The organism is Bacteroides sp. B1-V-101 (genome assembly GCF_023656585.1).
Lineage (GTDB): Bacteria > Bacteroidota > Bacteroidia > Bacteroidales > Bacteroidaceae > Bacteroides > Bacteroides thetaiotaomicron.
The window spans coordinates 57,120-82,057 of sequence record NZ_JAMOKH010000005.1 but is presented as its reverse complement, the minus strand read 5'-3'; the positions used below and the strand labels follow the sequence as shown (position 1 = coordinate 82,057).

The following is a 24,938-nucleotide window of genomic DNA, read 5'->3' as shown; positions in this document are numbered from 1 at the left end:
CTAGAAATTAATAGAAACACCAAATATTAGAGAGGTGGTAATAGGATACCCTTCTGTACTTACTTCCGGATCCCATCCTTTGGGGGCATTACTGATGGTAAACAGGTCACTTCCGCTTACATAAAGACGGACTGTATTCATACACGCCTTCGTAGTCCATGCTTTGGGGAGCGTATAACCGACAGAGAGATTTTTTAAACGAATGTACCGACCGTTGTAAAGCCAATAATCAGACATACAGAAATTAGCATCCCGATTGGTGCGAGTCAGGCGCGGATATTTGGCTGTCGCATTCTGCTCATCCGTATTTTTCGGACTCCAATAATTGCCATCAAGAATAGTAGGGAAATTGAGCCAGTTGTCTCGAAGCCCTTCAATCATTGCTGCACTGATTTGAGATTTCTGACTTCCAACACCTTGTAGTGTCAATCCAAAGTCCCAGCCTTTATAGGCAGCATTGAAAGTGAGTCCAAACATATAGTGAGGCAGGGAACCGCCCAAAAGTACACGGTCATACTCCGGTGAGATAACTCCGTCGGGGACACCGTCCGGTCCGGAAATATCCTTGTACTTAATATCACCCACTTTGACGCTATTGTTCAGTTTGGGCGACTTGTCCACGTCTTCCTGAGTCAGGAACAAACCATCGCTTAAGTAACCATACCATTCGTTATATTCACTTCCTTCCATTTTTACCTGATTGCCTAGGAACTGTGTACCGTTCAGGTTTCCCATTTTGGAGGTAAAATCTGACAGATTAGCGGAAATGGAGTAAGTAAAATCACCGACTTTGTCCCTCCAGCCGACTTCAATATCATAGCCGGTAGTGTGCATATTTCCGGCATTGACTTCCGGGTTGTCGTAGCCGATGAAATGTGGAATTTCCAGTGCCAGCAACATGTCCTTCGTATTTTTTCTATAATAGTCAGCGGAGAAGTGCAGGCGGTTATCCAGAAAATTAGCATCCAAACCGATATCCCAGCTTTCTGTTGTTTCCCATGAAATATCTCGTACGGCATACTTTTGCTGTGCGGCTGTAGTCACGGAAGAAACAATCCCCTGTGAATTCTGAAATAGTGCAGTGCTGTAATCAATTGCAGCTTGGTAAGGGTAATAATTATAAATAAAGTTACCGTTATCGTCATAAGCCCCGATACGTTCGTTTCCCAGTTTTCCCCAAGAGCCTCTCAATTTCAGGTAAGAAAACCAATCCATATTTATATTCTTGAAAAACTTCTCTTCAGAAATTACCCAACCAAGTGACACGGAAGGAAAATTGGCCCAACGACAATTGGATGCAAAACGTGAAGAACCATCCCGGCGGAGATTTGCTTGGATAAGATAGCGGTCTGCATAGCTATAGGTCATGCGTCCGAATAATGAGCGGTAAGCATATTCTTCCGCATTGCCACCATTATCCCGATAATCCTCCGAACCGAGGTCCAGGTAAGGATAGCTTGTCAACTGGTACTGGTCTCTGGATGCATCCAGGTTTTCCCAGAAAGCATAATAATCCTCGTAACCGATCATGACAGAGAAATCATGGCGCCCCAGTGTCTTGGCATAGTTGGCAAAGAACTGTGTTGTTATATCATGGCTGTCATTACGATTTTCCGTCAAATTGGTAGTGCGATAACCTCCCATGTAACCAACAGTGGTATTCGGATCTTCTGAACGGGTGTATGGAATCTGTTTGACAAAAGTTTTCTTCTTTACATTATTGAAATTGGGCGCCACGGCTGCTGATATTTTCAGCCCATTGACAGGAGTTATGTCAATACCGAGTTTACCGCCAATATTGGTTCCCCAGTTGGTAAAAGTGCCGCCATCTGTAATTTTGGCCAGCATATTTTCTCCATCTTTCACATCACCCCATAAGCCATTGGTCCATGTAGCAGCATAAATTGGCGGAATGTTTCGTCCACCTGCCCCCATGGGGTTGGAATTAGGCGAGAGAGCTTTAGAACGGGAAAAGTTCAAATCCAGATTTGCGGAAATATATTTATTTATATTGAAATCATTATTCACGCGTACCATAAAACGGTCATATTCCTTGTTTACATAGAGGCCGTCCGTTTTGTCATAGCGGAAAGAGGCTTTTGTACGAATAATCTTACCCCCACCAACAATGCTTAGAGTATGTGTCTGCCGGGGTGCGGAGCTTTTCAACAGAATATCTCCCCAATCCGTCATAGGATATTTGTCCGGATTAGTCGCATTATTCATGCTCCAGTTGGTAATTTCATCTTCCGTATATGTTTGGTACCATCCACCGTCTGGATTATCGTTATAGCGTGTTTCATTTACCATTTCCATGTAACGCTGGGCTCCTACATAGGTCGGCAACTTAGTCGGTATTTCCCACCCGTACTCAAAGTTGTAACTCAAAGCCACATCACCGCTCTTGGCACGTTTGGTCGTGATGACAATTACACCGGCTGCGGCACGTGAACCGTAGATCGAAGCCGAAGCAGCATCCTTCAATACGGACATACTTTCTACGTCTTCAGGATTTACGGAGTTGATATCACCCGGAATTCCGTCAATAATCACCAACGGACTGGAATCACCAATAGTTGTTACACCACGTATCTGGATAGAAGCACTACTACCGGGAGCTCCATTGTCACGACTGACCATTACTCCGGAAAGCGCGCCTTGCAAAGCTGTGGAAAGTTGGGTGGTACGACGGGCAGCAAGTTCGTCTCCTTTAACAGCTGTTACCGAACCGGTGAGGTCTTTCTTCTTCATCGTACCATACCCCACTACGACTACCTCATCCAATTGCGCATTGTCTTCCTGTAGAATAATGTTAATATTCCTCTGCTCGCCGATATTGACAGTCTGCGTTTGGTAGCCAATATAGGTTATTTGCAATGTAGAATTGGCAGAGGCACTGATACTGAAACGTCCGTTCATATCCGTAATTGTGCCTGCCGATTTTCCTACGACTTGAATATTTGCTCCGATAATAGGCTCACCATTTTCATCTTTTACTATCCCCGTAACTAAAAAATCTTTTTGCTGCGCACCCTTTTCCTTATCCGTAGAGTTAATGAGCATGATGTTTTTACCTTCTATAGCATGGCGAATGCCTGTATCCTTGAATATATCATTCAAAACTTCATTAACGGCTTTATCTTTCGCATTCACTTTGACATTACGTTTGATATTGATATCTTTTACGTTGAATACAAACAGATAGTCCGTTTGTTTCTCTATTTCATTAATCACTTGTCCGATTGTTATATGGTTGGAAACAATCGTAACATGAGCTGTCTGCGCATAGCTTCCTATAGCTAGAAGATTTCCTACACATAAGAAACAGACGTAAACAATAATTTTCATAATACGGAATAACTGTTTATTTTCTATAAATAATTCCTGGTATAGAGAATTTTTCATATTTTCGCAACATATTAGTTTATTAGGTTTAACTTGATCTAGAACTATTTTGTCAGTTGGTATAAACTGATGGAAAATGTGGGATGGTGTTGCAGCACTGTCCCCTTTTCTTTTTTAAATGTTTCTTTATTGTTTCATAGGCATTAGAAATATTAAAAAGTTAATTAATGGTTATCGTATTGCTCTCGTTATCTTTAATATAGGTAAATTTATTATTGAGGGCAAGCACACGTATTACATGTTCAATCCCATCATGGGTCCGGAATTTTCCGGTATAGTGCGCATCAAGAATCTGTTGATTGTTAATGACAAAATTCACATCATAATAGAGTTTTAATTTCTCCATTATATCGCGTAGGGAGATATCGTTGAAACAAATAAGCCCTTCTTTCCAACGAAAATAGTCTGTTGTATGTATCTTTTCTTTAGTAAGTTGGTTTTTACTTAGTCTGGCCATGTCACCTGGTTTCAGTTTCATGAGAGATACTTCACTTTTCTTTTGCAGAATTTCTACAGCACCTTCCAATAAGGCTGTTTCCCATATACTATCTTTCTCATAGGCCAGCACATTGAATTCTGTCCCCAGCACCCGGATATTGCATCGGTTAGTTCCAACAATAAAAGGTTGTTTTATATTAGAACTGACTTTAAAATATCCTTCACCATCTAATTCTACATGACGTACCTTTTTAGAAAACCGTCCCGGAAAAGTCAACCGGCTACCGGAATTCAGCCATACATGCGTTCCATCAGCCAGGTATAATTCGGCATGCTGGCCTGCCGGAACAACTACCGTTTGCATATTCTCCTCCTTGTCTTGTAAAACGTGGTGAGTGTAAAAATAAGTGGTTGCCACAGTAAAAACAATGACAGCCGCTATCCGTACAATAACATCGAGAACCCTCCTCAGCGGATCTTTCTTCTCTTGTTGTATATCAACGGGACTTTTAGTCTGCCATAACGTAATGTCATACAATTTACGTTGCCGCTTATATTCTCTAAGATGCTGTTCATCTTCGCGCAGCCACTCCATTATCCTCTGTGACTCTTTTTCAGAGGCATTTCCTGCTATATATTTTTGTAATAGTTCATCCATCTTTTTATCGCTTTCATTTATATAACGATTCATCTTCGGTTTACCCTAAACGAAAAAGAATATTTTTTTCAAAAGACAAAGGAACGTGCGTAGTAATCGGTGTTACATATGGTAAAAAAAGAAATAAAATAAAGGCAGGTAATCTTTTAGAGTTTTTCTAAAAGCCTTAAGTGATTTGGATATATGATATTCCACATCTTTGATTGAAATATTTAATTCGCAGGCAATCTCCCGATTTGTTTTATTTCCAAACCGACTGAGAGTAAATATACGGGAGGTTTGTTCAGGTAATGATTGCAATGTTCTTTGCACAATATCCATAACTTCTTTCGAGTATATTTCATTTGGATTACAGTCTTCCAGCGAGGAGAGGCGAAGAGCTAACTCTTCATTTTGTTTCTCACTAATCCGTGTTATGACCTGTTGTTTCATGCTTTCATGACGTAAGTAGTCCAAGGCTTTATTTCGCAAAATACTGAGCAATATCGGTTCAATATTTTCCACCGGGTTGTCCTGTATCCATTGCCACAGTTTGATAAGTGATTCAGATGCAATATCCTCGGCTACCATCTCATTGTGTATATATGATTTTACAAATAGAAAAGACTTTTTGTAATATCGCATATAAATATTATTAAAAGAATTCTCTGGACGAGTGAGTTTTGCAGGCATTTTAATTCTTTTTAGTTCATTAAAAATTTTGAGAAACAAAAATATAAAATGATATTTGATTCGCAAATTTTCTTTTTAGCTATTTATCCCAGCCAATTGTGACATGTGGTGAAAGCAACAGAATATTAAACACATTTGTTGCTCACTGTTACTATCTCATTCAAACATATAGTATGAAGGTCTTTTCCTATCGGAAGTGAAATCTTAATGGGTGTTTTCTAAATAAAAGATACCCTACATAAATGATTACACGTTACCGGATGAATACTAAGATTTTATTTTCCTGGGTAAAGCCGAATGGTTAGGCAGGTATGGTGTGCTCTATGAAAATGCACTTTTCTATCTCACCGGTACATTTGGGTTACATGGAATAATAAAAGGAATGGTTATCAATAATTATAATGCCAACAGAGGAGACTTCGGAAAGGACAGAATGAGGTTGTACCTGAAAAAAAAGAAGAGGGCAGAAACTATAGGATTCAAAAGTTGAAAGGGGAATAAAGTATTCGATCGAGTATACTGGAAACTATTCTTTCCCTCCCCAATCACCCCAAAACCTTATCAGAGAAGAAATAATACTCACATATGAAGAGTACCTGAAACCAAAAGTATCCTACTACTTGAACTAACACAGATTAAGAAGCAAAGAAAATACAGCGGCGGAAGGTACTCTCTATTTTTTTCTTCTCAATTATAGTCGTACCCAATATCAGACAGAAGAGAATGTATGAAAAATAAGAAATCGTTTTCTCTGTTTTAATGCCATTTTACCTGTATCTTTACGCCTCGAAAGACCTTATTCTCTTATATTATGAAGAAATAATACTCATAACAAGAGCGTCATATTGAACAAAAAATGTATATTTGCAGTGTTCGACTAGAGAAATGGCCGAATATGCAGAAAGCGTTTTTTGCTTTGTCATTGAGGGAAACGAAATCGCCAAATTTCATATAGTACCACTCGAAGAATGATGAGGGATATGACGCTCTAACTGTTTTGTATATGTATCTGATACAGCTTATGTTGTATCTTGACATAGCATTATAGCGTGAGAGTATTATTTCTTCTATTCATTTTTTGAGTGTGGCGTTTGGCGATGCCTGTTTCCTTGATGAGTAGGTAAATAAAGTCCTCACGCTTTTCTTGTATACCAATGTTTAATCAAACTAACAGCTGAATTAGGGGACTTATAGGTGTATAGGAGGAAAGGCCCCATGAAAGACCCCAAAGAATCAACTACCCCTATCGATAGTCATATTATAGATCCTGTCGGAGCTATTAAAATCACGCAGAATATAGAATTTGAGACCCAGCTAATGAAGGCACATACAAAAGGAGGATTGGGATTCATGGCTGAAGATGCCAATTCACTTCACGATCGTTGGCAGCATAAAAAGGTAGAAGACATAGGACGGAACAACGAAAAGAATGGTGCGGACCGAATCGTGGATGGAGTATATATCCAAACTAAATATTATGATACGGCAGCTAAAACCATAAATTCGGCATTTGATGTGGAGACCGGAATGTACCGCTATTATCAAAAGACAGACGGTAAACCGATGCTCTTAGAAGTTCCCAAAGATCAGTATGAGCAAGCGGTAAACCTAATGAGAGAAAAAATTAAAGAAGGGAAAGTTGCCGGGGTCACCGATCCGGAGGAAGCCCAAACATTAGTAAAAGCAGGATGTGTAACATTTAAACAGGCAAGAAATATAGCCAAAGCAGGCAATATAGATTCATTGCTGTTTGATGCCAAACAATCAGTGGTATCTACCGCATCATCATTAGGCATTTCTTTCATTATCAACTTTGCAATACTTAAATACAAGGAGATAGATACAGGGGACGCTTTAAAGATTTCTTTTGTAGAAAGCATTAAAACCGGAGGTTCTGTTTTTATTAGTAGCGTGTTAGTACGTCAGTTTTTTAAAACAGCTATGGGACGAGGATTATTAACCACATCCACCCAAGCGTCAAAATCAGCTGTTAATTCGGTATACAACTATGCTTTAGGGAAGGACACGATCCATAAGTTTGCAGCGGTAATTTGTGAGAAACATGTAACAGGAGCTGCCGCCAAGAATGTAGTAATAAAATTTTTCAGAACAAATATCATAGTGAATACCACATTTATATTGATCAATACTGTGCCTGATTTCATTAAATTCATGGATAACAGAATGTCATGGAAAGAGTTAACAGCCTCCATCACCAGATCGATGGTCGGATTTGCCGCATTTACAGCAGGATTCAGCGTGGCATCCAGATTTCCGCTGCCTGTACCCATGAAGATGATTATCCCTGCTCTCACTGGAATTTTGTCCTCCCTTGCAGCCAGTGATGTTGTTTTCCGATTACTTAAAACCAATAAGGAAAGGAAAGAATACAATATCATACAAGAAGCCATACAGGACTTATGTAATGACTACATGATAATTAACGAAGATGAATTTGACGCCTGTATGGAAGAGATTCAAAAGCGGGATATTATTAACGAGGACTTTATCACACATATCAAGGTCAGGGAAACAGATAAAATACAAAAAGCCTATGTATATACACGATTAAAAGGTTGCTTCCTCTATGTCATCAATAAAAGAGAACAGATTGTTGTTGCAACCGAAAAGCAACTTATGCATGAACTTGATCGGATAGATATGTCAGAAGAGGATATGAATCAAATATTTATTAACACCATAAAATAATTCAATTATGTTTGGAAAGAAATTTTTGAAGGACAAAGATTTGGAATTCTTAGAAGAATGTTCCAATGAAGATTTAAAAGTACTGGCTGATTTACTGGTATATGACAAGGACAATAATCCGAGATATTCGGAAACATTATCCAGAACACGCCTGTATAAAGAGTCATACCCTAACCAATTACAGAAAGCATGGACAGAGATTGCACATGAATTTCAACTCTATGGCGGGGATAGTTTTGCTAACTTCTTTCGGGGATATGGAGTGCCATATCGTGAAATCCTGATGGATGTTTGCGATAAGAAGAAAGTCAATTATAACAAAAACTCATCTACGGAACGAATTGAGATGTATCTGATTCAGAAGTTAATGGATGATGTACTAGAAGAAATGAACGATGAACAATTGCAGGAATTAGTTAAGGATTTGCAATTGGATGCCAATACATATCAAAGCAAGGATGCTATGAAAAACGCAGTCCTGATGGCTTGCATGTCCCCGGCATTCGTTTCACAGATTCTGACATTGTTAACAAGCGTGCTGGTGCCCAGAGTGGCACTAGATATAGCGGTGGGATTGGGACTGGTAAGTAGAGTCGGAGGGATACTTGTTCCTGCCATAAATATCATTATGGGAGCATGGTTATTAAAAGACCTGACGGGAGCAGCATATAGGGTAACAATTCCGGGAGTAGTACTAATAATCTATATGCGACGCAAGATGCAGACTGAAAAACAAAATATATAGACCGGAAAAGTTCTCACCCCATGAAAAAGGAGAGAAATAATACGATAATTACAGAGTATTGTTATGAAAAGACAAATTACAATCTATATCAATCATGCTTAAAGGAAAAAGTATTTTCAGATGTACCGAATGTGGCAAAATTTTCATTGGAAAGAACATTGAGTATCATGCTACCATCTATTCTTGTCCGCAGCCTTGTAAACGTTGTGGTGGAATAAGAACTTTGCCGTCTTTGCATACCATATTCATTTCTGTTTATGAAAAGTTCTGGGAAAACATGAAAAAAAAGAATTAGATACGCATTGTTGAGATATTCATAAGCCGTAAACAAAAAAGAAACAATGGTCAGAAAAAAAACGATTTATAAGGTAATTAAATATGTCATGATTATTATTGCATACATTATTGCGTTTAAAACAATATTTCATGATTTTAAACCGGAATATCTTATATCCTGGAATGCTTTCAGCAAGTGGTGGATAGACACGTATACCGGTCTTTTTAAAATGATACTCTCTATTATTTTAGGTATAACTCTCATTTGGGGTATTGGATGGCTTTTATGGAAATGGTTCCGTGCATTTTTCATTTTTATTTTCAGACATAATCCAGAATCATAGATACTCTCATGAACTATGGAGGAGCGAGAATACAATTACTCTATCTGAAGAAGTGTGAATTGAAGAATATCGTTAAAAATGTACTGGAAACATGATTGGTAAAATATTAAATTGGATTATTATAACCGGAAATTTAATAATAAACAATTATGAAAATAGACAAGGATGATCTTTATATATATGGTTTGATAAGTGGTTTGATAATATGCAGTCCATTTTTGGGTGTTTATTATGGTGCCAAATGGATTTATAATCATAATCCTCAAAAAGTTAAAGAAAAGAAAAAACGAGATCTAAAAATTCATGAACTGGAAGAAAAATTAGGTCTTATAGGAAGAGACAATAAGGCTCTTTATTATGATCCTCATTATTATAGAAATCGGAACGAGAATAGAAATGATTATTTAGTAGATTTGAAGAGGAAAGTGGATTGTAATTATAATAGTCCTGATATAATAACTGTTATAGTAGAGAGTACATTTGGCTATTCTAGTTTTGATGAGGATTCTGAATGTAGCACCTTAATCATGGTACATGAAGATTATTATAATGTACCCCAAAAGAAAAATTGGAGAGCCGACATTTATTTTAGCTTTAATGTCTTGAGTAGCACATTCAATATATTAAGCACATTATCCGAATGTGGCAAATACAGTAACTACTATGTTATTTCTATTCCTGGTAAATATCAACATAAAGAAGTTATATGCGGGACTGGTAAATTTGCAAAAGTCATAAATGATTTCAAAAAGGTCAATAAAAAAACAAAACAAAGAATTAAATCAAAATACCATTTCATGTCTGATATATGAATTGCGTTATTCATCAGGATAATATTATAATAACGTACTAAGAGATAAAAAATCTTGGTGCGTTTTTCTTTTTTTCTGTCCACTAAAAAATGACAAAACGCTCTTAGTATCCCGCCAATTCCTAACTAATGATGAAAAACAGCATATTTGATATGTGGAGTATTATGAATTTATTCTTTGGTGGTCCCCCGGAGGAATTACTGAAGCGTCAGGTTGGAAAGAAGGCTTCTTGTCCTGATGTAAACGAAAAAACAAGAAGTAATAGTAACGAGAAGTACGAACAGGATATTACAGCACTCAAGGAGAAGTTCGGAAACTCTTTTATAACCGGACTCTGTATCAGGATTACACTGAAGGAAGCACTGGGGATGATGCCACGTAACCGAAAAAGGGTTGACGCATATTATGGGCTGACCAGGTATCTGCAAGAAGAGTACGGAATTACACTAACCATTTATTCACAAAAAACTAAACCAAACGACCATGAAGAAGATAATTTATAAAGGTACAATAGAAGAGAGTGATTATAACCGTGTGAAAGATATAGACAGTGAGAACTATATAACCCCGGACGGGACAACGGTACTGCCTAAATTAACACAAATGCCATTACGGGACCTCGCTATCCTAAGTTTCACCAGTGAGAACGAACTGAAGAAATACTACACCGGCAATGAGGAGTACTTTTCATATTCCGTTGTAGAATTAATGCTCGATACAAGAATACAAACCAGTAACTTGAGCAGACACAAGGTCAGCAGTTTTGAAGACGCATTGTATCTGCTTTATAACTATTCAGAGGAGATACCACAAGCAGACGATCCCAAATATCTGTCCATTCTTATTGCAGCCGACATATTGAATGTAGAGGAGGAGGATATCATAGAAGAGGCAAGAAGGGATAATAAGTTGTATTCGGACGAAGACAAGAACCTGTTTGTACCGGTCCGGTGGATTGGGGATTGGTATAATGATGCTCTGGCTGCTTTAGGGGTATCGAGTGTAATCTATATACAGACTAGGGGAACGGGGAAAGTTAAAATATTAATTGAAAGAGACCTGGAGTAATATGAAAAAGAAAATATTCGTTATGGGCAAGGTGTATGATTTGGGTACACTAAGTGTTGATATGATAGAAAATGCTGTTCAGGCGGATCTGGATAAGGTCTTTAATGTCGGTGGAGTCAGATTTAAGCTTAGAGAAGTATCAGGGAAAACATTGGAACTAACATTTTTCCGTAAATATAGGGAGAAGGAAATAGACTGGCTGAATTATGATCCAAAGTTGATCTATAATATTGATGCTAACATAATCACAGGGCATAGTTTTAATGGTTTCAGGATACCGGATTACTGGGGAGGCGTTCCCTTCGGGTACACGTTTTTCATGTCGAAGAGAGAATTTATAGGGTGTTATAAAAATTCGGCTGTAATGCTTGGGGCAGATCAGGTAGATAGAGTTAAGATCACAGCACAACCGGAGAAAGTGGTTATGAGATTGACATTTTAAGAGCAAGAGAGAAGATAGTTAGGGAGCTGTCTTCTCTACTTTTTTGTTTTTAAGAAGTACTAGAAAGTACCAGATTGATTCTCTTCACGGGCATCCATATTTCACCTTCTCCCATTCAACAACAAAAATCTCCCTGTAAGACATGTATCGAACTATTTATGAAAATATATATCAACGATCTTCACAGACAGTTGATATATGGGGTAAAAAAACATATCGGAAATCAACCGATATGAAAATGTTGGTTTAGATATACCGCCGTACTCTTTTCTTAACCAACGAAAGATGTAGGGTTCTTCATCCTGTAGCATGAAGTTAGGGACCTACATATAACGAATTCAATATAAAAGGTATTATATGCAAAGAAATACACTATTTTAGGCCTGTTCAAGGAGATAACTTCTCATATAGCATAACCGCTTTTATCAAACGTAGATTCTCCCTGCAAAACCAAGGAAAGTCAACACAACGGAAATCAACACGAAATTCGTCAAGCAAATCATAAAAGCGAATATCCTGTATTAGATCACGAACTGAAATGAACAGAAGCAAATACTTTTTCCTTTTGCAATAAAACAATGCTTTCTGAAGTTCCGCATAGGCAATATTTTCTCCTGTTTTACACTTTGGAGCTTCTTTATCACAGAAAGACAACTGAATCTTTAAAGAATTATTCCGCTCCAAATATTCTGCCAATCGTTCTTGTACTACAGGGGAAGAAGCATCACCATATAATACAACATCTTTATATTCCATATCCGATATTTTCCTGGAAGGAGTACTTTTCAAGTCAGAACACAACATATTATATTCTTTAAACAGGCTTTGTTTCGTGTGTCGCCGTAGTTTTTCAACAGAATAGAAAGCATACCTGAATACAAAATGTGTCCCTCGCTTCTCTATTGTTTCCTGTTCTGAGAAAAAAGCATGTAAACGCATCTTATTGGTTTGAAGAGATTGCTTGGGAATATCTTCAAGCGTATTGGTGATATATTCGATTACAGTCTTTTTCATATATTCAAGAACACATTTTTACATTCTACAAAATAGCCCCTGTTCCACAAAAGAGCATCAGAACAGGTTAGTCGAACACTTATCATAACAGTTATTTAGCAAATTGCAACATATCCAACGGTTCTTCCGGAAACCGAGTAACAAGTTCGTGTAACAACTGCTGTTCCAATTCAAGCTTAGCCAAAGGATGTTCCTCCAGCCATTTCTTATAAAACCAAAAATGGGTAAAGAGCATTCTATCGTCAAGTCTGTTAAATGACCAGCTACCATATTGCGGGTCATCTGATACAAACCTGAAGAATTTAGGAGACCAGGTTGCATTAAGAAAAGGACGACAAGTATACCCATATCGCTTGGAAAGCAGAACAGGAAGCCGTTGCTCCATATACAGTATTTCAGGAGTTGCATGCAAACTGGATATGGAATCCACCTTATTACCACGCATATACTTGAAGGCTTCATTAACGAAAATTCTACAGAAATCCATGTTATTGAATACTGTAATGCACATATTTGATGCACGCGTTTCCGCAAATGCCAATTTAGGAAATATATAACCTGCAGGCTTTGACAGGGTAGCGGTATCAGGATAAGAAATGTCCCCTGGCTCAATCGATTCCCAATGGGCAAACTGCCAGTCCACATCGGGACATATATCCAGTTTTTTCCAGACAATAAGGTCAGTATCGATACAGACAAACGGTTCGTATTGCCTTTCATAAACCAGAAACTTCACTGCCGACCAGAAGACTTGTAAATTAATCCCCCTGTCTACGGAATCATCCCGAAGCACTTCAATATCATCCCAGCAAGATAACAGTCGGAATTGCCGAAGCTGTTCATAAACAGAGGCATCGCAATACAACTTTATATTTCCATTCGTTTTTTTCCATTGTAGGGCGGAAAGGAGCATCGTATATAAAGCATAATTAGAAAATATTTTACCGGGAATATAAGTCTTATATACACCGCTGACATCACGTCCCTGTTGAACCGGCTGGGAGAAAAAACAATGGATACCGAGCATATAAAATACGATTACCTAACAGGAAAATATCTACGCAAGCAATTCAAGGATACGATTCTTTAGTTCGTCACCGTGCAATGAACCACTCTTCAATCCTGCCTGCAATGAATGGCGCGCAAAATTCACCAATCCATTCATGGAATTTTAATTATTCTCATTACTCCTCACAAAACACTCTCTACATTCCTTTATATCAGGTGAGTAGTACAACACGTTCAACAAAAGTTGCAAGAACCTGTAATGATTCCTGTCTTTCCTTTCCGTAAGCCGGTTATATCTCTCCATATATTCACCCGCTTTAGCCATCCTGTCACTTGCCAGATACACCACTACCAGATGCGTATAATAAAATTCCTTGTAACCATCTATAAATATAGCCTTTTCAAGTAACCGGGCAGTCTCTCCCCATGAAATTGCATCATTACCTTTTTCTAATTGATAAACGTAGGATAACGCCAGATAAAAAAGATACAACGATTCTTTTTCTTCACTTTTTTCGCACGCCAGCTTGAAATACTCACTTGACGATTCGTATTGTCCCGCTCCATAGTAGGCCCTGCCCAAATCATAAAAATAGTATACTTTCGCATTGTCATTGTTCTCAATAGAGTAATTTAACTCCCTTATCGCTTCCGGATACTTTTCCCATTCAATATAAATGACTCCCAGATGATAATGATAACCATAATCATCAGCCAAATGATACACACGCATCTTATCAAACAAAATACAATACGAATCTTCCGCCTGTCGATAACATTCATGCGACAGGGAAATATCCCCTGTTCCCTTATGGGAAAGTCCTTTGCGATAATAAGAGACAGCCAGTTCATGATAATAATACCACATCTCAGGATTTATGGCAATTATATTCTCCAACAATTCTATTGACCTGGAATATTCACCTCTCTTCCGGTAAGTAATAGCAATCCACATTAGAATATCGGTATTCCGCTTATCCTACCGGAGTGCCTCGGCAAAAGCAGACAATGCTTTTTCAAAGGTGTTGTTATTCTCCGGACTATCTCCTTGAATGGTAGACAGGTAAATACGTCCCAACAAACAACTATATCTGGAAAGAGTATATTGGGAAGAAGTACATGTCTCGTCTATAATCCGCAGGTCTTTTTTGGAGGAGTCCAGACCGGGCAGACTTGATTTGGACTGCAGAACTTCCATAGCCTTAAGAACATACCTCCCGGCAAGTTCAAATTCTTCCAGATAAAAATAGGTCTCACCCAAATAATAATAATATTCATTCTGTACATCCTTGTAAAAAAGATGAATAACGTTCTCAAGTCTTTCACGGGCACCCTTATAATTCTCACGGTCCATTTCGACACGAGCGGACGCATAAATAAAATAAGGATACCCCATGCCCTCATACTTCCGACAAATCATATCTGCCTCCTTATAACGGAATTGGGACAACAGACTTTCCACACGGGTTTTATCCTGAATCTCCTGCATTTCTTGCAGGTTATCGGACATCTCACGCTTGTGCCTTTCCCGTTCATCATCCATTCCCTTCAACTTATCCTCCATTTTCCTCTCAAACTCTTCCTTATCCTTTTCAAGATGCTTCAGTTCATCCTGTATTTTCATTAGTCCCAAAAAACTAAAAATAACAAATACAATCGTGACAACACTAAGTATCAAAGTAATAGAAGAGGAAAAGTCTTCAAAACGTGCCTTAATCAGCCGCAGTTCGGCGTGTAAGGATTCTTTGCAATACAGTAAATTTTTATCAGTTTTAGAGGAGTCTTCAACATTATCGACCAATTCCTCCAATAAACGGGATTCTATAGTAGACATATGTTCTGTAGTCTTCGCACCAATATAGCACTGCCAGCACAAGAACAAGAACAGAATCATAGAAACAAGCAAAATGAATACAAAAGAAAGCTTGTCCGTTATCAAGGAGGAAAGAATACACACATTCTTACCCTCTTTTAATTTCCCTGTCATCTTATCCCTATGCTAAAGTCCTGTTCCACCATCCACGCACATTATCTCTCCGGTGGTCCATCCCGATTGTTCCCCGGCAAGAAAAACAATAGCCTTAGCCACATCAGAGGAAGAACCGAACCATTTTAAGGGCTGTTCCCCCAGATAATGATTCATTCCATTTAGTTTCCGATAAGCCTCATAACTTCCCTCACCGGCCCCCTCGATGGGATTCAATATGCCCGGACAAACACAATTCACACGAATATTATACCCGCCGTATTCCACAGACAACAAACGGGTAAGATGCACAACAGCGGACTTCACGGAACCATAGACGGAGCATCTGGTATCACGCAAGGAACGAAGTCCCAAAACGGAACCGACATTTACTATGGAACCGAAACGCTGGTTAAGCATAAAAGGAAGAACCGTCCTGCAGGAGACAAAAACGGTGAACATATTGGACATTACCAACTGATAAAAGTCCTCCGCTTCCGTCTCGACAAAAGGTTTGGATATGAAACCGCCTGCAACATTGACAAGAATATCCACACGTCCTTTTTCCCGGATACGGGGTTCAAGTATCTCTTCCGACTTGTGCAAATCACAAAGATCAGTCTCCACAATCTCATACCGGATACGGTCCTTAATGTCCGAATCACTCTCTATCCGTTCTCTCATTCTTTTCCGATTCCGACTTACCAAAATAAAATAGCAGCCGGAATATAAACTCAGGAATTCCCTAATTACCGCCACACCAATTCCGGAAGTCGCACCGGTTATCATTATTATTTTACTTTCATTTTCCATCGCTCAAAACATCATGTTAATCCTAGAATACCGTTTAACAGTTTATTGTATTCCCTGTTCACGTCAGCAATGCCATAGGATAAGATACACGGCATTAAAATCTCCCGGTGTTGTAAACCGAGAAACATTTCTTCTATGCTTTTAAAAAGATCATACGCATCATAAGGATTGGTCCTTACCACCCTGCCACAATCTTCCGGAAGCAGTTCGTTTACACCACAGAATCTTGACAGGACAACCGGAACCCCCATCTGTATGGCATCATAAGTGATTATGTTGAAAGGATCGTACAGACTGGGAACCACCAGAGTATCACACTGTTCACAAATGAATGAGATATACTCCACCCTGTCACGTTTCCAACCGGTCAGGCTGATGGCTCCGCGATCCAGCAAGGACTTAAACTTGACGGCATTGTCCGGGGAAAGAAAAAGACGGTCGAAGTTCTCCATATAGAGATAATCCGACAGAATATGCAATTCCATGCCATATTGTGTATGACAGTGGAAAAAACTGTCTACCAACTGTTCAATACCTTTCCGGTACTCCCATCTCCCGGCATACAGTAAACGGAACTTTGGAAATGATACCCTTGTAACATCCCAAGTACGGTCAAACCCACAGATGGGCACAGGTATCGGATAAATTACAGAAGAACGGTGGAGTATATCCGGGAAAAAACGGGAAGCATATTCTCTATCCATACAGGAATCAAAGACCAAATGATCCGCTACGGCTACCAATTCGCGCTGCAAACGGTGAAAGTGCTCAAAACCCACCCACTTATTCTGGGCATTGGCTATCCATTCCTGCTGTAAAATGGAATGGACACAATAAATAACCTTGACTCCGGAATTCATGCTTCTAGCATATTTTATGCTATCGCTCCATACAAACATTTCGCAGACAAGCAGATCAAAACCGGACAAGGCTTTCCCAGCAAGCGAGATATCCCTCGAATCCATCTCATGTACATGAATACGGGAACAGGGAAAATGAATATGAAAATCAGCCTGTATCTCCTGCAAGGAGCCAGAACTGAAATCATTAATTGACGTAGTGTATAAATGAATGGAGGATATGGAAATATTTTCACATATGGCATTTATGACAGTAAACAAATGATAATTTATGGAAAAGCTTCTTCCACCCAGTAAATCTGCGGTAAGGCAGGCAACAGACACATTATTTTTCATCACTCATCAACATTTAGTTTGCCAGAAAGATCATATTTCTCGTAAAAACTGCAGCACCGTGTACAAAACGGAAAGGAACCGTGTGATATCAGGCTGTCTCTAAAAGAATTATTCTTCTCACCATTCCAGATCTTCCAAAACGACTGTTTTTTTATATTACCCAACACCATACCCGAACAGTTGGAGATATCCCCATTGGGACAGATGGTAGGAACACGCCATGGCTTAAGACAGACATTATCCTTACCGCACAGAAAATGCCGCCGGTCCGAATAATAATTATCAATGTCCGGGGAATCAAGGGCAGGAAAAAATGAAATATTCATCTTACCTGACCATTTTTTTACCACAGAAGAAAGGAGTTTTATCCTCTTTAAATAGGCATCATCGTACTCATAAGAGACATTCGGTTCCAATACCAATGTAAAAGCGTCCCCAAAAGCCTTTTTCCAGAACTGATCGGTCATATTACGCAAAGCAACAGAAGAAAATTGCATGTGTTGAAGGGAAAGAGAATGAATAGGATATGAGGATAAAAAATGGATCAGTTCCTCTATTCCGTCAATATTATCGGGAGTCATCACACAATTAACCCCTACATTACTGAAATATGCCGGGGCATGCCGGGAAAGAAAATCAAAGAAGCCTGCTATTCTTTGAAAGCTATTCGGACAATTCTTGATATTGTCATGCACCTTATCAACACCACTCATACTCACTGTCACTCTAGCATCCACTGCAATCAGTTTATCAACATACTTCTCCAAGAAAAAACCATTGGTTACGACCTCCACCGGACAATCCCGTTGACAAAGAAAATCCAAAAGAGAACCAACATTCTCATACAACAAAGGCTCACCACCGAACAAGAGAAACGTGGGCTTTGCCCATGACAGTTCTTCGATGGCCTCTACCCAATCCGACACTTCCAGTTCCTTCTTCTCCACGGTAGTATGCTGTAATGTGCACATATTACAACGCATGTTACAACGGTCGGTCAGACACAGAATTACTTTTCGGGGAATGGCAAAAGAAGACCGTGCTGAATAAAAGTCCACAACGCTTCTGTACGCCACAGACTTATCGGACAGAGGGTTAATCGGAATAGCCATCAAAAATACATTTATTCATCACTTTTCTCCATATCCATAGCCGTAGCCATAACGTTTGCCATAGCCGTAATGCTTGCCATACTTACCGTAGCCGTAATAATAACCGTATTTTCGCTTCTTCAGGTCTACACCGTTAATGACGGTACAAAGATTAGGCAGTTTCTTCTCAAAAGACAGTTCATTGATCAATGTATATTCCGCCTTATGAGTGTAGTCAGCACGACACACGTAAACTGACAAGTCTGCTACACGACCTATTAATAAGGTATCGGTTACCATACCAATAGGAGCAGTATCAAGAATGACATAATCGAAGTTCTTCTTCAAGGTTTCTATCGCTCTGTCCAGACCGTTACGGGCTAACAGTTCTGTCGGATTAGGAGGAACAGTACCACCCGGAAGAATAAACAGATTCTTATTTACATCAGAAGGCTGAACAAGTTCCATCAAATCCGTTTCAGGATTGGAAAGATACTGAGTAATACCTCTCTCCTTATTAGAGAGCTGGAATACTTTATTCAGTCCTGGCTTACGAATATCGAGCCCGACAATCACCACTTTCTTTCCCAAAAGAGAAAGACTGATTGCCAAATTCGACGAGACGAATGATTTTCCTTCGCCACTGACAGTCGAGGTCACAAGGATCACCTTCTGATCATTATTGAGCATAAACTGAAGATTGGTCCGAATATTACGGAAGGTTTCACTCATCAGATTATTCTTGTTCTCGAAGACAGCGATAGAACCATTCTTATCATTCTTCTCATCAGTTAATGGAATATCACCGACAACAGGCACACTTGTCAGTTTCTCTACATCGGCACGACCTTCTATCTTGAATTTCGTCAGTTCAATCAGGTAGATGATGCCAACAGGAATTCCAATACCCAACACCAATGCAATCAGATAAATCATTTTGCCTTTAGGAGATACCGGAGTATCGTCAGCTATTGCTTCATCAATAATTTTTGCATTATTGGCAGTAGCGGCAAGCGCAATTGCATTCTCTTCACGTTTCTGTAACAGCATCAGATACAAGCCAGCTTTGATTTCTTGCTGACGGGCAATGCTTACATAAGCACGTTCTTGCCCCGGAGCGTTGCTGATACGACGGGAATAGCGACTCGCCTCACGGTCAAGGTTTGATTTAGTGATCATCAACCCCTGCAAAGTTCCTTCAAGAGTAGCTTGTACATTGGCTTTCATAGCACGTATACTCGTATCCAGATTCACAATAGCAGGATTATTCTCAGTTGATGTACGTAACAGACGTTTACGTTCCACCAGCATTTCATTATAACGTTCAATCGCACCAATCAAGGCAGCATCTTGTAAACCAACATTACTTGGTAATACTTCATATTCATTACCTTTCAAGTATTTACGCAAGTCATTCACCAGACTGATTTGAGTACGGTTCTCCACACTCTTCTTTTCATATTCAGCATTACCGGCTAAGGCTATCTGAGCTTCACTCGTCAAGTCCGTGATACCCGCGTCACGCTTAAAGGTTTCCAAATCCGCTTCTGTACTTCCCAGTTCTTTTGAAATAATACTAATACGTTCATCAATAAACTCAGCTGTTTTCTGAGCAATTTCGTTCTTATCATTATTCGTATTGCGATTATACATTTCAAGCAACTGGTTGATAAAATCCTGCCCACGTTGCAAACTGGAATTTTTTAATGAAATCACAGCCACAGAAGTAGTCTTGGAGGTTGGCGCAATAGACAGGCTGTTACAATACCCCTTTGCCACTCTCATCGGTTTGTTGATAGTCGCAGTTATATGACGTACGTTCTTCTCCATCCGAGGCACTTTCGTTCCATCTTGCAAAGTTACCGAATCAACATCTTGAAAGAAAGCCAATGTACCTTCATCAGTCGGAAAAATAGCAGGCAGCTTCTCAAAATGTTTCTGATACCCTTTCTCACCTATAGTCACATTCACATCCATATTACCTTCAGGCTGTAAGGTCATCTCGACTACCATCGAAGTTTTTAATTTTTCAGCTTCCTGAGGTGTCAAGCTTACTTGGACAGGAGATGTCTTATATAAACCTTTAGCAGGAAACTCATCCTCGTCTTTATAAGTTATATACAGATTTAATTGATTAACAACTTCTTTTACAAGCGTTTTTGAGCGTAGGACTTCCAACTCGTTATCAATATTCTTAGAAGAAGTCATCAGACCACTTAATCCCATATCCTCCAATTCCGAAGAAACTCCCGAACCTCCGCCCTTCTTCTCATCTTTTATTAGAACGGTGGCTGAAATATTATAAATGGGGGTAGCCCAATGCAGATAAAACCATGCACCAACAAAGCAGAGCAACACTGCCCCTACAAACCAAGGCCAATGAATAATATATTTAAAAAGCAATGTCCGGAAATCTATTTGTTCTTCAGCCATTTGGCGTTCCTTCCCGTTTTGATTTTCTTCTTTCATGACTCTTTCTTTTTATTTCAAGATGTTAAACAACAAGCTGGCAATAGAAACAAGGATAGAAGTAGCAGAGAACCATAAGCTTGTACTAGTTCCGATATCTGAGTTTCGTGCTTTCGCCTTATTCGGAGTAACGTATATGATATCATTCTGCTGCAGATAGTAATAAGGGGAAAGGATTGTCTCAGCCTTATTCAGATCCAATGGAATTATTTCCTGCTTGCCATTAGCATTCTCCCGTATTAGTTTTACATCATCACGCAAACCATATACGGTCATATCACCTGCCATAGCCAAAGCTTCCAGGATATTCACTTTTTCATTGGAAATCGTGAATGTACCGGGACGGGCAACTTCTCCGATCACAGAAATCTTATAATTTACCATACGTACTGTTACAATAGGAGTTTCAGTAATATAAGGTTTCAACTTTTCAACGATCATTTGTTCGGTTGCCTTCTTGGTTAGGCCACCAACATGAAGTTCACCCAATACCGGAAAGTTGATATTACCATCGTTATCAACTAAATATTGTTGTAGGACTGGCTGAGTAGTTGTATAACTCAAAGCAGCATTATTCTGCGTAGCCACTGTCAAGTTGAAAGGTGCTGCCAATTCAGGACTAGTACATGACACCACTATCGTCAGCAGGTCCTTGGGCATGATCTTAGCATCATAAAGCTGTTCGTTCTGGGTACTGTACAAAACGACCTCAGCATCCTGCAGGTAAGGTACTTTTTTGTAGGACTGGCAGCCTGTAAACATTAATGTCGCCAATGCGCAATAGAATAATTCTTTCAATCTTTTCATATATTTCTTTCTTGCTGGGGTTATACAATTTTTCGCAAGACCGGGTATCCCCATTTCATCCGGCCAGTACGGTATATTATTGGAATTCTTAGGTAAGGTCTTTTTCTTTTACAGCTCAATCGGATAAGCAGGACAAGGTATCTTACTTACTGGTCCTCCTGTTCCTTCTTTTTTCGCCCTCCGATATGACCGTCCATATCCCGCATCCCGCTATGCCGAGGAACATCTTCAGTTTCCACTTCTCTAGTATGCCTTGATTGATCTTACGACAGACAAATTTTATCTTGTTCAAAAGACGAGTATGCCTATTCGGAAAATAACGGTTTTCCAGGACATACGCCTTTAACTCATCACAGAAGGCGATAAAATTCTGATCGTTCTTTCTGGACATTCATTTGCTATTTATAGAATTCGTATCCGCTTGCCCGGTGGTTTGTTTCCGCTCCCTCCTCACGGCCTATAACTACCTCCAGCCTCCGTGCGATATCAAAGAAAAACATGGAGATCGTTATAGTCCAGCATTGTCAAAGCCATTGAGGGTATAATAGCCCCATTCAAAGGTGTCAGAATCAACCTCCCCACCATCGAAACAGATGTTGCCATAACTCTCCTCGAAACGCTCCAGAAACATGTCACCCATATATTACCCTTTATGATGAATTTATGGAACGCCCTAAACACTTTAACCTGGGAATTGTAGTAAAGGCTACGGACAACCGTCACCAAATCCAATGCCATTGAATATTTAGTCTTCTGGGAAAGTTCAAGGTTGTCATCCGGTCTCCTCGGATCAACATCATCAAAGTAACCGTCAGTCAGCTGGTCATCATCCAGAATATGCTCGAAAAAGCGTTGGAGCATCTCCTCAAGGGACATTCCGTCAAAGTCATAGATCTCTGTTTTGAAAGGGTGGATGATCGGCATATCCGGTTCTACCGCCAATTCCTTCGACTTCTTCCGAACTTTTTTTCAGGACGGAATCAAGGTGGGAGCAAACAATTCCCGTAGTTCATCGACCATCAGCAGACTCTCCTTCCGCGTCTTCTTGTCATAACACACAGAGACCAAGAGAAACATCTTTAGGGTATCGATCCGGCAGGGAGCTTTTACCACAGAGGTATTAGGACACGCCTTGACAAACTCCTGGGCCAGTTCCTTCACGCAAAGCTTTTCCAATACCTCTATCGGATTTGACTTGACGTAAGAGTCGATCTTCTCAATCATATAAGGCTTATCTGATGATTTACTGACAGACACACCAAGGATAGTGGCAATCCGAAAAAATGACTCCTTATGGACAATACCCAAATTACTATGGTACGTAAACGAGATTATGCTCATCGTTTTTTATAGGAAATGTAGGAAAAATTCATTGTGGTTGCTATCAGTAGACTTATGTCGAACCGCAGGCATTAGCAGTACTTTGTTGACAGATAAACATTATTATTTCTTCAATGTTTCGAGAGCTTCGGCAGCATCTTTCTTTGTTATCTGGAGGCTGCGAGCTACATACTCAAGAATCATGAGATCCATTGAGTAACTATGCTGCTCCATTTCTACAAATTCTACTACATGCTTTTTCAATTCTTCTGTAATCATACTCAATTATTGATTAAAGGGTTATATATCTTCATCATAGTTCCTTCATAACTTGCTCAACATCTTCCAATGGGACATTGAGCATACGAGAGACATACAAAGGGGAGATTACATCCATCGAACCAGACTGTCGTTCCATACCTATAAGGTATTCGATGTTCTTTTTAAGGTCACCAAGAGAGTTTGAGAACCCAGTATGTTCAAATGATTCAAAATCCCTTTTTGACTTATATTCATCAAGTGTTTCGCTTTCATCCTCACCATACTTGCCATCCTTTGCCTCATAAATAACACAAGGCTCCAAAACTTCTACGGTATGCCAAGCACATTGCGGAACAACACAACCGTAGTTCCCCTTTGATGGATCGAGATGGATTCGCTCTGTTTCGATACCATTGTCGTCATAGAACACTTCATCCATCTTTCCAACGAGCAATATCACATTCTCATTACTCATTGGATGGCGATGAATAGGCACTATAGTACTGCGCAACATAGCATTAAGCATACGTTGTCCTCCATCATTTAGACTTGTACGCAAGTCGTGGTTTATGCGCTTGCGGTCGCTTGACTCTGCCTGTACGAAGAGAGAATCAAGCAGTTCTTTGTTGATTTCTATCATATCGTATCTTGTCTGTCTTTTGTGGCCAAAAACAAGTAACTTACAAATTTCCAAACTGGCCAAAAAAAATCTTCATGATCAAATACCTGTAATTTATTATAAATCAATATGCTCGAAGCACCACTTCAAATGCCTCTGAGTACATTTGCCTCCATTGGCCTCCTCGCATAGCAGCAAGACCGGTAATATAGTCAGCAGAACGAGGGTGCGGATATGGACGCATCACGCCACGGTACATCGAGAGAGCTTTGATCTTCGCATCAACGCCCTCCTTGCCCACCTCCACATAGCAGTTCGGGTTGAACGACTCCATCGCGTTATTGATTTTCCACTCCGTACACGAAGGCACCTCCATGTACCAGAACTCCTTCACACGCTTCACCTCCGGCCTACGCTGGAACAGGCGGATTGCCTCCTGACATGCCATCGACGTCTGCAAGTGATCATTATTCGTGTCTGCAGGATGATGAGTGATGATAACATCAGGCTCACTCTCCTTGATTGCAGCCTCAATGAACTGCACCAGTTTCAAATGAGGCACGGTATTCATCTCAATATTTGGGAAAGTACCCTCATAAATCTTATTTACACCCAAGAACTTGTTAGAAACATTAGTATCATCCTCCAACTCATTGTCTTCAGGTCGGAACGCGCGAGCCTTAGCCTCAGTACACATGATGCATACATCCACAGTATCTCCGTTATGTGCCCACTTCCACATACTTGCGCCTGCTCCCAATGTTTCATCATCAGGATGCGCTACAACTATTAAGTATTTCATCGC

At 39.6% G+C, this 24,938-nt stretch carries 23 protein-coding genes; 6 read left to right on the top strand and 17 right to left on the bottom strand.

What is annotated here, in order from left to right; all coding sequences use genetic code 11:
- From NBH01_RS06060 to NBH01_RS06050, 3 genes are all read right to left on the bottom strand, one after another.
- A complete protein-coding gene (locus tag NBH01_RS06060) occupies nucleotides 1–3,405 on the bottom strand; it encodes a TonB-dependent receptor (RefSeq protein WP_048697582.1) in 3,405 nt (1,134 codons plus the stop codon).
- A 160-nt stretch (nucleotides 3,406–3,565) separates the two neighbouring features.
- Nucleotides 3,566–4,534 carry a FecR family protein gene (locus tag NBH01_RS06055; protein WP_161800196.1) on the bottom strand — a complete coding sequence of 323 codons (969 nt, stop codon included), beginning with the start codon at nucleotides 4,532–4,534 and terminating at the stop codon, nucleotides 3,566–3,568.
- Between the two features lie 69 nt (nucleotides 4,535–4,603).
- A complete protein-coding gene (locus NBH01_RS06050; protein ID WP_048697640.1) occupies nucleotides 4,604–5,173 on the bottom strand; it encodes an RNA polymerase sigma-70 factor in 570 nt (189 codons plus the stop codon).
- Between the two features lie 1,215 nt (nucleotides 5,174–6,388).
- On the opposite strand from NBH01_RS06050, the gene NBH01_RS06045 reads away from it, so the two are divergent.
- From NBH01_RS06045 to NBH01_RS06020, 6 genes are all read left to right on the top strand, one after another.
- On the top strand, nucleotides 6,389–7,882 hold the full coding sequence (locus tag NBH01_RS06045) for a YeeR family protein (RefSeq protein ID WP_055229380.1): 1,494 nt from the start codon (nucleotides 6,389–6,391) through the stop codon (nucleotides 7,880–7,882).
- A gap of 7 nt (nucleotides 7,883–7,889) precedes the next feature.
- Nucleotides 7,890–8,627: a DUF3944 domain-containing protein gene (locus NBH01_RS06040; RefSeq protein WP_048696657.1), complete on the top strand. Its 738-nt coding sequence runs from the start codon at nucleotides 7,890–7,892 to the stop codon at nucleotides 8,625–8,627.
- Between the two features lie 769 nt (nucleotides 8,628–9,396).
- Nucleotides 9,397–10,059 carry a hypothetical protein gene (locus NBH01_RS06035; protein WP_048696648.1) on the top strand — a complete coding sequence of 221 codons (663 nt, stop codon included), beginning with the start codon at nucleotides 9,397–9,399 and terminating at the stop codon, nucleotides 10,057–10,059.
- A gap of 164 nt (nucleotides 10,060–10,223) precedes the next feature.
- On the top strand, nucleotides 10,224–10,562 hold the full coding sequence (locus NBH01_RS06030; RefSeq protein ID WP_048696669.1) for a hypothetical protein: 339 nt from the start codon (nucleotides 10,224–10,226) through the stop codon (nucleotides 10,560–10,562).
- The gene (locus NBH01_RS06025) at nucleotides 10,543–11,127 is read left to right on the top strand and encodes a hypothetical protein (RefSeq protein ID WP_048696646.1); all 585 of its coding nucleotides are present in this window, start codon (nucleotides 10,543–10,545) and stop codon (nucleotides 11,125–11,127) included. The genes NBH01_RS06030 and NBH01_RS06025 overlap by 20 nt, the downstream gene beginning before the upstream one ends.
- Nucleotide 11,128: 1 nt before the next feature.
- Nucleotides 11,129–11,569, top strand: a complete 441-nt coding sequence (locus NBH01_RS06020) for a hypothetical protein (RefSeq protein ID WP_048696643.1) — start codon at nucleotides 11,129–11,131, stop codon at nucleotides 11,567–11,569.
- 387 nt (nucleotides 11,570–11,956) lie between these two features.
- Here the strand turns inward: NBH01_RS06020 and NBH01_RS06015 are convergent, their stop codons facing one another.
- The 14 genes from NBH01_RS06015 to NBH01_RS05950 all read right to left on the bottom strand — a co-directional run bounded on the left by NBH01_RS06015 (nucleotide 11,957) and on the right by NBH01_RS05950 (nucleotide 24,935).
- A complete protein-coding gene (locus NBH01_RS06015; protein ID WP_055229381.1) occupies nucleotides 11,957–12,583 on the bottom strand; it encodes a hypothetical protein in 627 nt (208 codons plus the stop codon).
- Between the two features lie 91 nt (nucleotides 12,584–12,674).
- Nucleotides 12,675–13,610 carry a DUF6734 family protein gene (locus NBH01_RS06010; protein ID WP_055229382.1) on the bottom strand — a complete coding sequence of 312 codons (936 nt, stop codon included), beginning with the start codon at nucleotides 13,608–13,610 and terminating at the stop codon, nucleotides 12,675–12,677.
- A gap of 144 nt (nucleotides 13,611–13,754) precedes the next feature.
- Nucleotides 13,755–14,546 carry a tetratricopeptide repeat protein gene (locus NBH01_RS06005; RefSeq protein WP_151923091.1) on the bottom strand — a complete coding sequence of 264 codons (792 nt, stop codon included), beginning with the start codon at nucleotides 14,544–14,546 and terminating at the stop codon, nucleotides 13,755–13,757.
- Nucleotides 14,547–14,570: 24 nt separating this feature from the next.
- Complete coding sequence (locus NBH01_RS06000; protein ID WP_055229385.1) at nucleotides 14,571–15,578, bottom strand: hypothetical protein; 1,008 nt, start codon at nucleotides 15,576–15,578, stop codon at nucleotides 14,571–14,573.
- A 12-nt stretch (nucleotides 15,579–15,590) separates the two neighbouring features.
- Nucleotides 15,591–16,346, bottom strand: coding sequence for an SDR family NAD(P)-dependent oxidoreductase (locus NBH01_RS05995; protein WP_250700045.1), 756 nt, complete (start codon nucleotides 16,344–16,346; stop codon nucleotides 15,591–15,593).
- A gap of 35 nt (nucleotides 16,347–16,381) precedes the next feature.
- The gene (locus tag NBH01_RS05990) at nucleotides 16,382–17,566 is read right to left on the bottom strand and encodes a glycosyltransferase (protein WP_081030127.1); all 1,185 of its coding nucleotides are present in this window, start codon (nucleotides 17,564–17,566) and stop codon (nucleotides 16,382–16,384) included.
- Complete coding sequence (locus NBH01_RS05985) at nucleotides 17,566–18,678, bottom strand: radical SAM protein (protein WP_055229389.1); 1,113 nt, start codon at nucleotides 18,676–18,678, stop codon at nucleotides 17,566–17,568. Before NBH01_RS05985 ends, NBH01_RS05990 begins: the two co-directional genes overlap by 1 nt.
- An 18-nt stretch (nucleotides 18,679–18,696) precedes the next feature.
- Nucleotides 18,697–21,126: a GumC family protein gene (locus tag NBH01_RS05980; RefSeq protein WP_055229390.1), complete on the bottom strand. Its 2,430-nt coding sequence runs from the start codon at nucleotides 21,124–21,126 to the stop codon at nucleotides 18,697–18,699.
- 12 nt (nucleotides 21,127–21,138) lie between these two features.
- A complete protein-coding gene (locus NBH01_RS05975; RefSeq protein ID WP_055229391.1) occupies nucleotides 21,139–21,933 on the bottom strand; it encodes a polysaccharide biosynthesis/export family protein in 795 nt (264 codons plus the stop codon).
- Between the two features lie 486 nt (nucleotides 21,934–22,419).
- Entirely contained in the window at nucleotides 22,420–22,875 is a 456-nt protein-coding gene (locus NBH01_RS05970) for a hypothetical protein (protein WP_187325305.1), read from the bottom strand.
- A 27-nt stretch (nucleotides 22,876–22,902) separates the two neighbouring features.
- Nucleotides 22,903–23,274, bottom strand: coding sequence for a hypothetical protein (locus NBH01_RS05965; protein ID WP_055229393.1), 372 nt, complete (start codon nucleotides 23,272–23,274; stop codon nucleotides 22,903–22,905).
- A gap of 102 nt (nucleotides 23,275–23,376) precedes the next feature.
- The gene (locus NBH01_RS05960; RefSeq protein WP_153882652.1) at nucleotides 23,377–23,532 is read right to left on the bottom strand and encodes a hypothetical protein; all 156 of its coding nucleotides are present in this window, start codon (nucleotides 23,530–23,532) and stop codon (nucleotides 23,377–23,379) included.
- A gap of 34 nt (nucleotides 23,533–23,566) precedes the next feature.
- A complete protein-coding gene (locus NBH01_RS05955) occupies nucleotides 23,567–24,154 on the bottom strand; it encodes a WbuC family cupin fold metalloprotein (RefSeq protein ID WP_117977926.1) in 588 nt (195 codons plus the stop codon).
- A gap of 103 nt (nucleotides 24,155–24,257) precedes the next feature.
- On the bottom strand, nucleotides 24,258–24,935 hold the full coding sequence (locus NBH01_RS05950) for a PIG-L deacetylase family protein (protein WP_055229394.1): 678 nt from the start codon (nucleotides 24,933–24,935) through the stop codon (nucleotides 24,258–24,260).
- Nucleotides 24,936–24,938: the final 3 nt, after the last annotated feature.